The following is a 14,907-nucleotide window of genomic DNA, read 5'->3' as shown; positions in this document are numbered from 1 at the left end:
CTATATTTCTATATTTTCAGTAATTTTGTTTTCCTGCTGTAATTCATCAGGCTCTCCATGTTCAACTACTCGTCCAGCCTCCATGATATAACAGTACTCGGCCAAATCAAGTGCTAAATCAAGATTCTGCTCAACAATAAGAACTGAGATATTACGCTCAGTTTTTATTTGCTTTATTCTATGTCTAATATCATCAACAATTGACGGTTGAATACCCTCTGATGGTTCATCAAGTAATAATAATTTAGGATCAGAATTTAATGCTCTGGCAATGGCGAGTTGCTGCTGTTGACCGCCGCTGAGAGTTCCCCCGCGAGCGTCGGCCTTCTGTTCGAGCATTGGGAAATAATCATATATCTCATCATCGACACCAGAAAGTAGCCGTTCAGAAGAACTTGCACTGCCCATTCGGATGTTATCCTCTACAGATAAAATTGAAAAGATATCACGAGACTGCGGAACAAGGGCAACTCCGGCAGCGGCAATCTCATATGGGGGCTGATTCACAATGTCCGTGCCTTCAAATACAATTTCTCCCTCAGAGATTGTATTCTGCCCCATAATACCGCGTAATAGAGTTGTCTTCCCGACTCCATTCCGACCGAGCACAGCCACAATGCTATCTTCTGGGACAGTGATTGAAGATCCGTATACAACTGTCGTATCACCGTACCCAATGTATGCATCAGATATTTCAAGCATTATCCACCCTCCAAATACACTTTTCGAACTCGTTCATTATTTTCGACCTGCTTGATATTTCCCTCGGCGATGACGCTACCACGGTGAAGCACGGTGATATTATTTGATACTTTTTTAATGAACTCCATATCGTGTTCCACCACTAATAATGATAAATCTGTACTCTCTTTTATTTTATCAATTAACTGGACAGTGTCATTTGTCTCACCGACACTCATCCCAGATGTAGGTTCATCAAGAATCAGTAAGGTTGGATCCGCGATAACACACATGATGATTTCTAACCACTGCTGTTCACCATGTGAGAGATTGGTTGCGGTCGTATCCTGCTCCGTGCGCAAATTTGCAATCTCAAGTAACTCGATAGTCTGATCTTGAATATCTGACTTATCACGGGCTGACATCAACTCTGGAATTGAGTTCCGACCACGGGAGGCAATCCGCATATTCTGCAGTACTGTCTCAGATTCATAAATGTGATTCTCTTGATATTTTCTGATCATACCTACTCGAGCACGCTTATATGATGATAATGATGTGATATCTTTTCCGTCGAATGTAATTGACCCTTCCGTGACAGGTAAATCACCGCTAATCAAATTCTGGAAGGTCGTTTTTCCAGCGCCATTAGGTCCGATTAATGCTCGTGTCTCACCAGAGTTTATTCTCATATTTACATCGTCCACAGCAGTGAATTTCCCGAATTTTTTCGTCAAGTTTGTGGTCTCGAGAGTGATACTAGTCATTTCGATCACTGATTTTCCCTGTTGTCATGATACTCGTTCGCTCAACGAGTTGTTCCCGAAGCCATTGAATTGTCCGACTGTCTCTCTGAATTAGTCCAACGATTCCACTTGGTGAGCCAATCACGACTGCAATGAATATAATTGCCAAGATAATCTGCCAAAAGTTAAGAAGAAGATCACTGAGAGCAGAAGTTAGAAATTGGATTAAAATTGCCCCGAGCGCTGCTCCAATTAATGTGCCACGACCACCAACAGCGACCCAAATAACAATCGTTGTGGACAGAACGAAACCAATGATTGGTGGCGATATGAATCCATCGACAGTTGCATATAATCCGCCAGCTAATCCGGCGATACCACCACTAAGAGTAAACACGACTAATCGACACAATTCAGTATTATATCCAAAGGCTTCGGTCCGCTTTTGATCTTCTCGAATCCCTTTCAATGTCTGACCAAAGGCAGAATTCGTTAGCTGACGGGTCCCAATATATATGCCAATCAATACAGCCAGGACAGTATAATACTCGGCCACTGCTGGGAAGTCGAAGCCAGCGATTGATAGTGCTGGTATGCCTGACAACCCATTAAATCCGCCTAAAAATCCGGTAAACTGTGAAACAATTCGCTCGAACACGACCGAAATAATCAATGTAGCGATTGCGAAGTACGCACCCTTGATATCAGCACTAAATAAAAACCACCCAATTGCAAGTGTTAACAATGCACCAAATAATGGGGCGAAAATGAAGACACTCGCAATTTCTGGAATTACTGGGATTAGTTCGGATATTTTTGCTGTTAGGTATGCACCAGCACCGAAATATGCTGCATGTCCGAGCGTCAGTAGCCCGGTGTACCCCCAGACGAGGTCGACACTCACGGCGACCATACAGTATATTAGATATACCGACCATGTCTGAACACTACTAGTCGGGAGCAAAATCGGAATTGCCAACAGCAATATGACACCAGCATACTCAAGTAACCGGTGTGGGTTTTCAAGCGCCCATATTACCCTCGGGCGATATGATGTTTCAATCTCTTCTGACATTTCACCGTGCACCTCGATCAGCTGGAATCAGTCCGTTCGGTCGATACCGGAGTATAATGAATGCAATGAGTAAAACGAAGGCCTGGGCGAGTGCGGTATATTGCGTGAGCGCCCTGAGTGTATTATCCAACCCACCAATAAGAACACCGCCGACAGCCGTTCCAATAAAACTCCCAACTCCCCCAACAATCACCACGAGGAACGAATTCAAAAGCCATTGTATACCCATATTAGCGTTTACACTGAGCAAGGGAGCCATGACGGCTCCAGATAATCCGGCAAGGGCAGCTCCGAATCCAAATGTCAGACGGTCAGACAAAACAGTATTAACACCAGATGCGGCAGCCATTTGCCTGTCCTCAATGACAGCTAATGCCATTATCCCAATATCAGTATACTTGAACACTGCAACGGATGCAGTGAGGACAAGTGCAGCCATAAAAATGATCAATAGCCAGTACAGTGGGTACGTTACCCCTAATAACTGAACGTTACCGCTTAGCACTGCCTCAACTGATTTACTATCAGTGCCAAATACCACATTGACACCTTCTCTGAGAATGATTGCGACGCCCCAGGTCGCTAACAATGTATCAAGCGGACGACTATAGAGCCGTTTTATTACGCTGAATTCGATAATAACACCAACGATTCCAACGACGATTGGTGCCAGCATCACTCCAAGCCATGGAGAGAGTCCAATATCTTGAGTGATGAATGCAACGTACGCTCCAGTCATCATCAGTGCCCCATGTGACAAATTAATTACTCCCATGAGACCAAAGATGACTGCGAGTCCAGTTGCTACAAGAACCAACCCTGCAATGTTGGTGAGTGCAAGTAATCCGAGTCTAACCGTCTGTAATGGTATGGGATCTTGAAGTAACTCAATCATATCGGATAATATTTTTAATTAACATCAAGACAGCCGTCTTGGACGCTGATTCCTGCCGGATCGATCTGACCAAATTCTTCTACAACCTCAAACTGACCTGATTCAGCGTTAAACTGTCCAACGCGCGACTGTAGTACACTGTGGTGCGTGCCAGGATCCATTGTTACCTCACCCTGTGGTGCTTGCATCGTGACCTCTGTCTCAAGTGCATCACGGACACCAGCTGGTCCATCAGCACCACCAGCCTGTTCAATAGCATTCGCTGTCATAAGAACCGACCAGTAGGCAGCCTCAGAGACAAAATTCGGGGTAGTATCATCACCATACTCTTCACGATAAGAATTAATATATTCCTCATTTTCAGGGGTATCAACATTAATGAAGTACGGTGCAGAAGTATATATTCCGTCGGCTGCGTCGCCAGCAGCCCGTGCTTCTTGTTCACTCATAATGTTTCCAGCAAATACTGTATCTTCTGTCAACCCAAGCGAAGCAGCCTGTTGAATCATCGCTACCTGGCTATCACCGACCGTCGTAAAGTACACTATATCTGGATCGGCGTCTGCAATGGCTTGCAGCTCAGTTCCCCAGTCAGTGAATGCAAGCGGAACATAGTTTTCGCCAACTACATTGGCATTATTTTCACTAATAAAGTCCTTAAGTATCGTATTCGTAGTCCGAGGCCAAATATAATCATTCCCGATTAAGTAGAAATCCTTGACATCTTTATTCTCTATTAGCCACGGAATATATGGCTTAATCTGCTGTTTCGGAACAGCATTGTTGAAAAAGAGCCACTGGAGGTTCTCTTTTGGAACAACAACACTATCGCCAATTGCGTTGCAAACGCTGCCTTCGTATAAGGTTGGATAGAAAAAGGGAACCTCATTCTGGACGTATGTATCAGTAACCGCATCCCGCATCGCACTTGTGTATGCGCCAAAGACGATGTCAGCGTTATCATCGTTAATTAACGCACGTGACTCTTCGATCCCAGTTGCTGGGTCAGATCCATTGTCTCTCTTTACGAATTCAACTTCTTGTCCGTTAATACCACCATTGGCATTTAACTGACTGACAGCCAATTCGGTTGAATTCATCATTGGTCGACCAATAACCTCAATTGAACCACTGAGAGCATACAGAGCTCCGAAAGTTAGTGATCCGCTGCTGCCGCCGCCATCACCACCGCCGAGACATCCAGCAACCGAAACAGCGGTCGATGCTCCAGCGACCTGAATGAACTTTCGCCGATTAATAAATTTATCATTTTTTGTAATATTTTTGTCATTGCCGAATTCACTATCAGCTGAGTCTTGCGCCATGTGTATTGTAAACATAGATTGGACCTATATATAGCTTAGGACGGGTTCTGACCCTACATGTGATATATTATCTAGTTTATATAAAATAAAGAATAAATATTTATCAATCAATTTGAAAATTTTCTGATGTTATTTGACCAATAAATAACTGTCATAGTTTTAAATCAGGACAGACCAAATGTATCAGCGGCATTGATATCTCATAGATTAAAAAGGTTTTTTACCCTCATAATAGATAGCTCGAGTATCAATATGTCTGACAATGCCGTCCAACAGCCACAATTGCCCACAGCGGCAGATGTCGACGGATATCTAAATAATGACCCACATATGACAAATTTTTATGCGGTGATGGCACTGTCAAATAGTATTAAGACCACACTTGGTCCGAAAGGGCTCGATAAGCTACTTATCACCGGTGATAATAAGATTGTTGCGACAAACGATGGTGCTAGTATTATAGACCGGATGGACATCGATCATCCGGCAGCAAAAATGACAACGAGTATTGTTGAAGAACAACGGACCCGTGCTGGTGATGGGACCACAACTGCAATTGTTCTGATAGGAGCATTACTTAATTCAGCGGTTGATCTAATCAATAGGGGCGTCCATCCAAGTGATATTATTCGTGGGAACCGTTTCGCGACCGAACGGGCAGTGGATATTCTGAGTAACCAAGCTGTTGATGTGTCAGTTGATCGCAAGCAATTAGAAACAATCGCTCAAACAGCGATTAATGGAAAGTGGGATTCAGATGGTCGTGAATTCATCGCAGATAAAGCTGTAGAAACAGTTCTCTCCGTTGAGCAGGACGGTGCAGTTGATTTCAGTGCAATTACTCGAAAAGGAGTCAAAGGCGGATCATATTACGATTCAGAGGTCATTGACGGATTATTAATCGATACCGATAGCTCCTCAACGGATTCAGTTTCACCAACAATTAATATCCAGAGTGAACTTGAAAACGTCTCCGTTGCGCTCATTGACAATGGACTTACTATCGATACTGCATCAGATCAGGGGACAGTCACGTTTGATTCACCAGCCCGTCGAAATGAGCTTCATGAGTATGAGGATCAGAAATATATACAGCATGCAAACAGAATTATTGAATCTGGCGCTAATATTGTATTTTGTCAACAATCTATTGACGATCCCGTTATATATCACTTAGCCGATGAGGACATCCTTGCGATTGAACGCACCCGCCGTGATGAATTTGAGAAACTGAAACGGGTAACTGGTGCAAAACCAGTGGCTGACTCAAAGTACTTATCAGCTAATGACACCGGAATTGCAGCAGCAGTCAACCAACGGACTATTGCCGGAGCAAATCTTGTTACTGTTCACGCTGATGGAGAAACAATGCACAGTTCACTGCTTCTTCGTGGTGGTACCAGACATGTTGTTGAAGAAACAAAAAGGGTGATTGACGATTGCCTATTTGTTCTCCGAATTTCGCTGCGTGATGATGCGGTCGTGCCCGGTGGTGGCGCAACAGAGGTTGCTATTGCACAAGACTTGCGACAGCATGCCCGAACATACTCTGGTCGGGAACAACTCGTAATTGAGGCTTATGCAGATGCGATCGAGGTAATCCCGAGAACGCTCGCGAGTACTGCTGGATATGATCCAGTTGATTCCCTCATATCACTACGTAAGGCACACTACGCCGGTCACAGTAGCTTTGGACTCAACCTCAATACCGGTCAGCCGACGAATATGATCGATACTGGGGTTATCGAACCTATGGCGGTCAAGCGTCGAATACTCACCAGTATAACGGAGGTGGCAAATCTCTTATTGCGGATTGATGATGTACTTCCAACCGATCGCGGACAGGACGGAGACGAGGGTAATCACGATCACAGTAGCGAATCAAAGGATATAATAACTCAACAAGACGGCTACCCATGGGCTGTCGGTCACTCAATGGGTCACTGATCATCAATTAACGACGGCACTCCGACAGAATCTGTCATCAGCGTAGTAATAGATATATTAGATAGCGGATTATAATAAATATATATTTTACTCAGAAATGTTAGGGCACGATTATCTAATGATTATACGAACTCTGCAATACATAATAAAATCGTGTTTCTGTCAACTATACTTATGAAGGCTTAGCAACGTCGCTTCGATCAGTGACGACAGAGTCGTCTGCTAATGTGTCTGGATCGATATTTATATCAAACGCCTCATTTGGAACAGACACTGTAACACAGGTATTGGGGAGATCGACAACACCTGCAAGTCGGCTCTCAATCGGGACAGTGCTCAGAAGGAAATATCCTTGTTCGCGGGTATATCCGAAGTTTGTCAGATAATCAATTGCATCAAGACAGGCCCGCCGCATCCCAACATTACCATTCTTATAGTGTTGAGTCCCATCCTCATCGACCGAGTATCCCTCAAATACGAGATAATCAGAAAAGTCTGGATCCTGGTAACCAGGCTTGAACATCGCATGATCAGTCCCCATCTTTTCAACGCCGTTTTTGATGATATCCACTTTTAGATCAATATACCCAGCCATTTCTATCGCACCACAAAAGGTAATTTCACCGTCACCCTGTGAGAAGTGTAAATCACCGGTAATGAAATTCGCCCCTTCGACGAATACAGGCAAATAAACACGCGACCCACGACCGAGGTTCTTGATATCACAATTCCCGGCGTTCTCCCGTGGTGGGATTGTCCGGGCCGCCTCTTTTGCTGCATCCTCTAACTTATCATCATCCATGTCACCAAGAAGCACATTCTCTGGTTCCGGAGGAAGCGCAAGCGGTGGCTCGTCGTCCCCGGTTTCGTGATTTACTCCCGTCTGCGCATCAGGACCACGATCGATCAGTGCCTGCTCGCGTTCATTCCACGCTTCAAGCAGTTCGTGCGACGGGGCAGTCCCAATGATTCCAGGATGTGCACAACCAGGGAATCGAACATCATCGATATGTCTTGAGTGCGTCATCACGCCATCAAGTTCCCAGATTGTCTTTCGAGCCTCCGGGAAATGATCCGTTAAAAATCCTCCACCATTCTCCAAGTCAAAAATCCCAGTAAAACCCCACTCGTGGTCAGGAAACGGACCAAGATCGAGAATATCAACAACTAACATATCACCCGGCTCAGCGCCTTTTACCTCGAAAGGACCGCTAAGGTGGTGGTTGGGACTAAGTTCCATATCCCGGATATCATTGGCACTATCATCATTATTTACTTGTCCTCCAGTCCAATCCAAACATTCAATTCGAACCTTTTCACCTGGCTTAATCGTTGCAGCAGGCGGTGTGTCTGGATGCCATCGATTCACGATTGGATCTGGCTGATCCTCGGGATCTTCGTCCACATCCACTTCAAATACAGTCTCAGGCATATTGCATGTCTGTATCTAACATGGATTATAATATACTTACCGGATGCAGCGGTATACGCATGAAAGCAATTCTTGTTACTACCCGACGTCTATGAATATGTATGACTAGACAAATGAATATTATTTATATTCCTCAAGATCTTGATTATACTATACAAACACTATGAAATCACCCGACTCAAACCATGATCAGTCGCCCATAGAAATTACCGAACGATTAAACGATGTTTCAGTAGGCGATCACATTAGTATCAACGACCGAGCAGAGGCATATGAAGTTGTTGCGACTACAGACTACTCAGTGACAGCTATTGATGATAGTGGAAATAAAGTAAATATATCACAGAACTTACAGTCTGGTGGATGGAATATTCATGAACAGGTTTATAATATTAAGATAGATTTCTAAGCAACCGAACATATCTATATGTTATCGACTAAGATTTCGAACTTATCTCGGTAATATAAACATGAAAAATAAGATTCTGGTTGTATAATTATAACACCGACTGAATAGTAAACGAGGATACCGCCAACCATGTCACTACCACTCATAACGATAATCAGCAATGCTCGCTACTTATTTACAATTCATTGAGCTGATCAGCTTTAGATAATGTAGACGGTGTTATAGAACAGTTCGCATACCAAAGAGCAGGGTGAACGCTGATGTGGAATGAGTTCAGCGACCCTGCAGGATCATCCTTCAGTAGAATCGTTCTTCAATGTCGTGGAAACGAAGACGTTGGCATTGTTTGAGTATCTCTCCTTCGAGTTTCTTGAAGAGTTCGACGTGTTCGCCCCGGCGAAGACGATGCGAACACGAGATCTTGAGCCACCCGAGATGATGCGTGGCTTTCTCCATTGCTATTCCAAGAACATCTACGGCATCCGTCCGGTTGAACGAGAACTGAACAACACCGTCGTCTGGCTCAGCTGTGGCTTCGATCGACCGCCGTCGAGAGACGCGGTCGATTGCTTCCTCGCTGATCTTGAGCACGTCGTTGACCGGGTCTTCGACCATCTCGTCGAGCAGACCGCCTCGCCGGGGGCTGCTCGACTTGACGTATTCTATCGATTCAACTGACGTGAGAGCGATGCCCGCCGATCCAGACGCGTCGAAGTGCTATGATCCAACCGATGACGAGCACTACTATGGCTACGGCTGCACGATCGTCTCGACTGGGCAAAAGATCCCGATTGCAATCGAGTTCACCGAGAGCAAACAAACATCAGAAGAGACGGCGGTGCGCGTCACGCGCTCGACATCGGGAAACCGATGTGGATGCTTGGAGACAGCGCTTACGACACGCTCGAGTGGCACGACCACCTACTGACCGCAGGGGTCGTGCCAGTCGCTCCGTACAATCCACGAAACACCGACGACCCGAAAGATATCGAGTACAGGATAAAAGACCGCATCGAAAAACACAGCAAGGACGTTCAGCTGAAGCAATCAATGCTAGACGAGACGTACAACCGCTGGAGTGGCGTCGAACGAACCAACGAATCAGTCAAGGGCTGCGGCCTCGGGCGAACGCACGCCCGAGACCGCGTCCATGCACGAGCGCAGGTGTTCATCGCGTTGTGTCTGCGCCTCGTCGTTGCAATCACCAACTACGAACGAGGAGACAATCCGGGAAGTACCGTGATCACGGTGTGAGAACTCTTCTATGACTCCTTCTAATGTAGGCTTTCTTTTCGTTTTAGTTTTGATATTCTATGTCTTGACAGGGCTGTATTAATCTGGTTGCAAGAACAGGCGGAATTCAAGCTCATCCTTCGACTTACCAACAACATCGGTGTCGCATTTCTCCACGGGGGCATCCTCTGAGACAACATCAGCAATTCTCTGTACGGTTGTAGACATGGTTGGTGCTGACCGGAGTACAGCTCCATCAGTCATTACAAGACTTTGTTTGACAAGTTTATTTGCGATATCAGTATGATCCTGTATATTTGCCTCACATGTAATAAGGATACTGCGAAATGAATCATCGTTGCGTGACACAGGCTCTTCCATGGGTCGAATAGCAGTATGTGTGCGGGCATCATTGTTGATCATATAATTATGCATCTCAGCTACCTGTCCATCGATCTGTGATTGCCACTGATCGACATCTTCGTCTGGGTGACAACAGAGTTGATATGTATCATGATCGGTTTTTTTCATTACCCCGTATGCGGTAAGAAGATGTATGTCCTCGCGGACTCGTGAGCTGGCTACGTCATGCTGTAGAGACTCAACGATAGTTGCGCGTTGAAATGCGTCTGTACCATGCATTTCGAAAATTCGCTGATACAATTCAGCACATTGTTTAATTCGAGGGAGGATCCCAGAAAATGTCATCAATAGCCCACATACGGTGTCTCGGAATAAGAATTATGCATCTATCGATAATAGAATATTCTGACATATTGAAATACTAGAGCCGAAATGATATTAACTCTCAGTAAATGTATGAATGGATATATAATTTAGTTGAAATAATATTTGATATAGGACAAATGAATAATATTGCAGGAAACAAATATTATAATGATAGATGTAGAATGAGCGAATGACAATTCAAAATTTTGCTCGTCAGTGATTATTCTATAATCGTACTATTTGAAACGATCTATTATTTTTTGATAATTCAATAGTCGAATATTATGACTAGGCAGAGTCACACTCTTCAAGCGTGTGGCTGCGATAGCAAGTATACATGAGTCCACATCCAGGGGACCGAGTTCGCGTTGAACGAGCAGATGTTACAAACGAGGGAATCTTAATGCCCTCCTCAACATCAGATCATCTTGTAATTAAACTCGATGGTGGATACAATGTCGGTATTGATCGAGCAGACGCATCGATTGATCTCGTGACGTCAGATGCATACGACATTGGCGGGGCACAGACAGATATTGGCTCTAGTGCTGGTGCTGGTGCGGATACAGAGGCTGATAAGACTGAATCTGATATTACATCCAAATCGGCTGCATCAGCAGTTGCTTTTGATGAATCGTTGCCAACGGTGTCATTAATCTCGACGGGTGGTACAATCGCATCAACGGTTGATTACCGAACGGGTGCTGTCACTGCACAGTTCGATGCTGAAGATGTGCTCCGTGCCGTCCCAGATCTCGCTGGTCGAGCGAATTACCGTGGACGTGTGGTCCGGAATATTCTCTCTGAGAACATGACACCTGCCGTCTGGCAGGATCTTGCTGCTGCAGTTGCCGATGAAATTCGTGCTGGTGCTGATGGTGTTGTCGTGATGCATGGGACTGATACAATGCAGTACTCTGCTTCGGCGTTATCATATATGCTTGATACGCCTGTCCCAGTCGTTTTTACTGGAAGCCAGCGATCTGCGGATCGTCCATCCTCAGATAATGTCATGAATGCCGTCTGTGCTGTTGAGGCTGCAACAGCAGACATCTCAGGAGTGTTTGTTTGTATGCATGCATCAACCGCCGATGACACTTGTGCGCTTCATCGGGGGACACGTGTTCGAAAAAATCACACCTCCCGTCGTGACGCATTCGAGACCGTTGGCGCCACTCCAATCGGGACAATTGAGTATGATACCGAGACTGTTTCATTCCACCGTGATCATACAGCACGAGAATCGACTGAACTGAACCTTACTAGCGAACTTAATGAGGACGTGATGCTTTTGACATTTACACCTGGGATGGACATCGACCGACAGACAGCATTTCTTACTGACTCTACTCCTGATGGGCTAATTATCGCAGGTACTGGATTAGGTCACGTTCACACTGAATTTATTCCGACCGTAGCAGAACTCGTTACGGATGGAGTTGTTGTTGCAATGACGAGTCAGTGCCTCGAAGGACGCGTCTGTGACCGTGTGTATGACACTGGTCGGGACTTACTGGAAGCGGGCGTTGTTGAGGCCGGTGATACACTTCCCGGTACAGCAAAAGTAAAATTAATGTGGGCACTCGCAAATCACCCAGATCCCACAAACGCAATGACAAAGTCACTTGCTGGTGAATTACAATATCGGTCAGTCCCATGGGAATGAGTTGACGACGTGGACATAAACAATACAGACATGTCTGTATCCACACTCCCGCTCCCAGTACATACAGTAGATGACACTGGAGCGGATGTCACTGTTCGAACTGCGGACTCGACTGACGCTGCCGCCGTCGAGCGGATAACGCAAAATACATGGCCAGATCGAGCCGAGGATGACTATGTTGGCTCTGTGTTTCCTGAGTGGGTTGCAGCAGATGACGGTGAGACAGCACAGACAGTTGTCATTACTGTTAATTCACAACCACACCCAGATGACCCTGACTCGAGGCAGAATAGCACGAATGTTGTCGGTGTCGCACAGGTATGCACACTTTCAGAAACGGAAGCATGGATACAAGGGCTCCGCATCGCGCCCACATATCGCGGTCGAGGGCTTGCTACAGTCCTTATTCAAACACTCTGTGCTGTTGCACGTGCGATGGATACCACAATAGTTCGAGGGATTGTTTTTTCATGGAATTCAGCCAGTCTTGGGCTACTTCGGCAGATAGGTTTCAACCCTGGGATTGAGTTCCGATGGATTCAACCAGAGCCATATGAAACCCCAACAGAGTCAGTCTCAACAGTAGACGACGCTGTCCCACTTTCAGTACAGACTGATGATGATACTTCCGTCGGGGACGTGTGGTCGTTCTGGCAGACCGCAGAAACAAATAATATGCTTGATGGAATTATCATCGATGATACTGAATCGTGGGCACTGTCCACTCTCCGTCAACATCATATTCAGCGTGCAGCTACAACCGGTCGATTGATTACTGTCAGGTCGAACTCACCACCCGGGACTGTTCGTGGATTCGCAATTCGAAACCGGACATATGAACCGATGGGAGAGACGGCAACACTCGGTGCTGAGTACGCTATCGCTGCGTGGGATCCTGGTGATGAGGCGGCTGTGCAATCGTTGTTAACAGCGATTCGTCGGGATGCAACATTACTTGATTCGGCGATTGATCACACGCGTGTCCTCGTTCCTGAAGATGTCCGCTGGCTCTCTGATGCAGCAGTGACAGGTGCTGGGATGTGGTCAGAACCAATTTTCTTGATGAATTATCAACTCTCTGATGAGGGCGATGTTTGAATCTACAGGCGGAGCAAGCCGAGTATCTCGAGGCTTGACACTGAGGTGATTCACGTGTTCGCTTTACAGAATACGAGGAGAATGCCTCGAGGCTTGACCCCGAGGCGATTTACTCACTTCTTATGCGAGGACTTTGCCTCTCGGTTTCATATACATCACTGATAACAGGCGTACTGAGTGCAGACTATACATTTCTGAGTCACACGTTATTTCATCATATCCGTTACGCTCATGTGTAGCAGTCAGTACCTGCGGAAGATTGGGTGTAGCGTCGGCAGAGTGACGAACTGACACCTGTGATCAGAGAGGATCGAAACGACAGGTATTCCCTTCTACAGATGAGCGGTCCGTTATTCGCGACGGGATACCAAGACGTGAGTTCAAATATAGATAATCATCATGTTCTCGGAGAGCGTCAGTACATTTTGAGCATGGAGACGACATCGGTACATGTCGAATAATGGATAACAAATGATAATAGATAGTCGATGTATCAGATCATGCGATTGACTTCGCTGAAAGACGTCTTAATTATCAGCGATGACGGCACGATCTGAGCTGCTATCTGTTTCGGTGGTGGTGTCCCGTCCGGTCATTTCAAGCACCTCATCGAAGAAACCAAATGAATCGTGTGGTCCAGGATGTGCCTCTGGGTGATACTGTCGTGTAATCACATCAAGATCGCGATTTGTGAGTCCCTCAGCAGTTCCATCATTAACATTTATTTGACATACATTGAGTGTCTCACCAGGGTCACCAACAGTATATCCATGATTTTGCGTTGTCATGACGACCTTGCCACTATCGAGATCTCGGACCGGTTGATTGACGCCACGATGTCCGAAATTCATCTTCTCAGTTGTTCCACCGAGTGCTCGTGCGACAACCTGTTGACCAAGACAGATTCCAGCAATCGGGATTTCACCAGTGTACTCCTCGACGAGCGTTTGTGCCGCCTCAAAGTTCGCTGGGTCACCTGGTCCGTTTGAAATGAACAATAAGTCAGGGTCGACCTCTGTAAGCATTTCCGGCGTTGTATCGTATGGAAGCACATGGACAGCAACCCCTCTCTCAACAAGTGAATCAACAATTGACATTTTTGCACCACAATCAATGAGTGCAACATGAACCTCAGCGTTCGCACCGCCGTATGTCGTATGTTCAACGGTCGTGACACGTTTGCCAATGTCAATGTGATCACTCATGCTGATACACTGATCAAGCTCAGCTGTGGCGTCTCCTGGTGTCACATCAGAACCAACGGCAATCCCACAGTTCATTGCACCCTCCTCGCGAATTGACGTGACAAGCTCACGCGTATCGATATGGTCAATTGCAGGGACATCCTCATGATTGAACCACTCGACTATTTCATCTGTAAACTCACGTGCAATCGCGGCTCGTGGATGAATACGTTCAGATTCAAATCGCTCACTTCGGACGCCATAATTCCCAATGAGCGGATATGAAAATGTAAGCACCTGCTCTTCATATGAGGGGTCTGTGAGACTCTCCTCATAACCTGTATAAGCGGTCGTAAATACCAACTCACCGCGAGTGCGCCCAGGGGCGCGACCGCGCGCTTCGATGACACGACCATCCTCTAGGGCTAAATAGGCGTCCAACATTACGAGATACACATGTAATCCCCGGGCATAAGTGTTACTTTCG

12 protein-coding genes and 1 pseudogene are annotated in these 14,907 nt (G+C 45.9%); 5 read left to right on the top strand and 8 right to left on the bottom strand.

Annotated features, from left to right (window positions below; genetic code table 11):
• From HQRW_RS09525 to HQRW_RS09505, 5 genes are all read right to left on the bottom strand, one after another.
• Complete coding sequence (locus HQRW_RS09525) at positions 1-702, bottom strand: ABC transporter ATP-binding protein (RefSeq protein WP_014556426.1); 702 nt, start codon at positions 700-702, stop codon at positions 1-3.
• Positions 702-1,373 (bottom strand): ABC transporter ATP-binding protein, encoded by a 672-nt coding sequence (locus tag HQRW_RS09520; RefSeq protein ID WP_158307750.1) that lies wholly within the window; start codon positions 1,371-1,373, stop codon positions 702-704. Before HQRW_RS09520 ends, HQRW_RS09525 begins: the two co-directional genes overlap by 1 nt.
• Positions 1,374-1,440: 67 nt before the next feature.
• Positions 1,441-2,502, bottom strand: coding sequence for a branched-chain amino acid ABC transporter permease (locus tag HQRW_RS09515; protein ID WP_014556424.1), 1,062 nt, complete (start codon positions 2,500-2,502; stop codon positions 1,441-1,443).
• A 1-nt stretch (position 2,503) separates the two neighbouring features.
• Positions 2,504-3,397 (bottom strand): branched-chain amino acid ABC transporter permease, encoded by an 894-nt coding sequence (locus tag HQRW_RS09510; protein WP_014556423.1) that lies wholly within the window; start codon positions 3,395-3,397, stop codon positions 2,504-2,506.
• Between the two features lie 14 nt (positions 3,398-3,411).
• Positions 3,412-4,722 carry a substrate-binding protein gene (locus HQRW_RS09505; RefSeq protein ID WP_014556422.1) on the bottom strand — a complete coding sequence of 437 codons (1,311 nt, stop codon included), beginning with the start codon at positions 4,720-4,722 and terminating at the stop codon, positions 3,412-3,414.
• 252 nt (positions 4,723-4,974) lie between these two features.
• Here HQRW_RS09505 and thsA point away from each other — a divergent pair, with 252 nt between their 5' ends.
• A complete protein-coding gene (thsA, locus tag HQRW_RS09500) occupies positions 4,975-6,669 on the top strand; it encodes a thermosome subunit alpha (protein ID WP_014556421.1) in 1,695 nt (564 codons plus the stop codon).
• Between the two features lie 172 nt (positions 6,670-6,841).
• On the opposite strand, the gene fmdA is transcribed toward thsA, so the two are convergent.
• Positions 6,842-8,101 carry a formamidase gene (gene fmdA, locus HQRW_RS09495; RefSeq protein WP_014556420.1) on the bottom strand — a complete coding sequence of 420 codons (1,260 nt, stop codon included), beginning with the start codon at positions 8,099-8,101 and terminating at the stop codon, positions 6,842-6,844.
• 163 nt (positions 8,102-8,264) lie between these two features.
• Between fmdA and HQRW_RS09490 the strand changes: the two genes are divergently transcribed.
• On the top strand, positions 8,265-8,510 hold the full coding sequence (locus HQRW_RS09490; protein ID WP_014556419.1) for a hypothetical protein: 246 nt from the start codon (positions 8,265-8,267) through the stop codon (positions 8,508-8,510).
• A gap of 267 nt (positions 8,511-8,777) precedes the next feature.
• Positions 8,778-9,764, top strand: a pseudogene (locus HQRW_RS15120) (transposase).
• A 78-nt stretch (positions 9,765-9,842) separates the two neighbouring features.
• On the opposite strand, the gene HQRW_RS09475 reads toward HQRW_RS15120, so the two are convergent.
• Positions 9,843-10,451: a hypothetical protein gene (locus HQRW_RS09475; RefSeq protein ID WP_014556417.1), complete on the bottom strand. Its 609-nt coding sequence runs from the start codon at positions 10,449-10,451 to the stop codon at positions 9,843-9,845.
• A 358-nt stretch (positions 10,452-10,809) separates the two neighbouring features.
• Here HQRW_RS09475 and gatD point away from each other — a divergent pair, with 358 nt between their 5' ends.
• Positions 10,810-12,138 carry a Glu-tRNA(Gln) amidotransferase subunit GatD gene (gene gatD / locus HQRW_RS09470; RefSeq protein ID WP_014556416.1) on the top strand — a complete coding sequence of 443 codons (1,329 nt, stop codon included), beginning with the start codon at positions 10,810-10,812 and terminating at the stop codon, positions 12,136-12,138.
• A 30-nt stretch (positions 12,139-12,168) separates the two neighbouring features.
• On the top strand, positions 12,169-13,236 hold the full coding sequence (locus tag HQRW_RS09465; RefSeq protein ID WP_011571997.1) for a GNAT family N-acetyltransferase: 1,068 nt from the start codon (positions 12,169-12,171) through the stop codon (positions 13,234-13,236).
• 527 nt (positions 13,237-13,763) lie between these two features.
• On the opposite strand, the gene carA is transcribed toward HQRW_RS09465, so the two are convergent.
• Entirely contained in the window at positions 13,764-14,864 is a 1,101-nt protein-coding gene (gene carA / locus HQRW_RS09460; RefSeq protein WP_014556415.1) for a glutamine-hydrolyzing carbamoyl-phosphate synthase small subunit, read from the bottom strand.
• Between the last annotated feature and the right edge of the window lie 43 nt (positions 14,865-14,907).

It is taken from the genome of Haloquadratum walsbyi C23, assembly GCF_000237865.1.
GTDB lineage: Archaea > Halobacteriota > Halobacteria > Halobacteriales > Haloferacaceae > Haloquadratum > Haloquadratum walsbyi.
Note: the sequence above shows the minus strand (reverse complement) of the source record. Positions and strands in the feature narration are given on the sequence as shown.

Coding starts and splice junctions, on each gene's coding strand:
- HQRW_RS09525 (WP_014556426.1), bottom strand. CDS start 702: ATGCTTGAAATATCTGATGCATACATTGGGTACGGTGATACGACAGTT.
- HQRW_RS09520 (WP_158307750.1), bottom strand. CDS start 1,373: ATGAGAATAAACTCTGGTGAGACACGAGCATTAATCGGACCTAATGGC.
- HQRW_RS09515 (WP_014556424.1), bottom strand. CDS start 2,502: ATGTCAGAAGAGATTGAAACATCATATCGCCCGAGGGTAATATGGGCG.
- HQRW_RS09510 (WP_014556423.1), bottom strand. CDS start 3,397: ATGATTGAGTTACTTCAAGATCCCATACCATTACAGACGGTTAGACTC.
- HQRW_RS09505 (WP_014556422.1), bottom strand. CDS start 4,722: ATGGCGCAAGACTCAGCTGATAGTGAATTCGGCAATGACAAAAATATT.
- thsA (WP_014556421.1), top strand. CDS start 4,975: ATGTCTGACAATGCCGTCCAACAGCCACAATTGCCCACAGCGGCAGAT.
- fmdA (WP_014556420.1), bottom strand. CDS start 8,101: ATGCCTGAGACTGTATTTGAAGTGGATGTGGACGAAGATCCCGAGGAT.
- HQRW_RS09490 (WP_014556419.1), top strand. CDS start 8,265: ATGAAATCACCCGACTCAAACCATGATCAGTCGCCCATAGAAATTACC.
- HQRW_RS09475 (WP_014556417.1), bottom strand. CDS start 10,451: ATGACATTTTCTGGGATCCTCCCTCGAATTAAACAATGTGCTGAATTG.
- gatD (WP_014556416.1), top strand. CDS start 10,810: ATGAGTCCACATCCAGGGGACCGAGTTCGCGTTGAACGAGCAGATGTT.
- HQRW_RS09465 (WP_011571997.1), top strand. CDS start 12,169: ATGTCTGTATCCACACTCCCGCTCCCAGTACATACAGTAGATGACACT.
- carA (WP_014556415.1), bottom strand. CDS start 14,864: ATGTTGGACGCCTATTTAGCCCTAGAGGATGGTCGTGTCATCGAAGCG.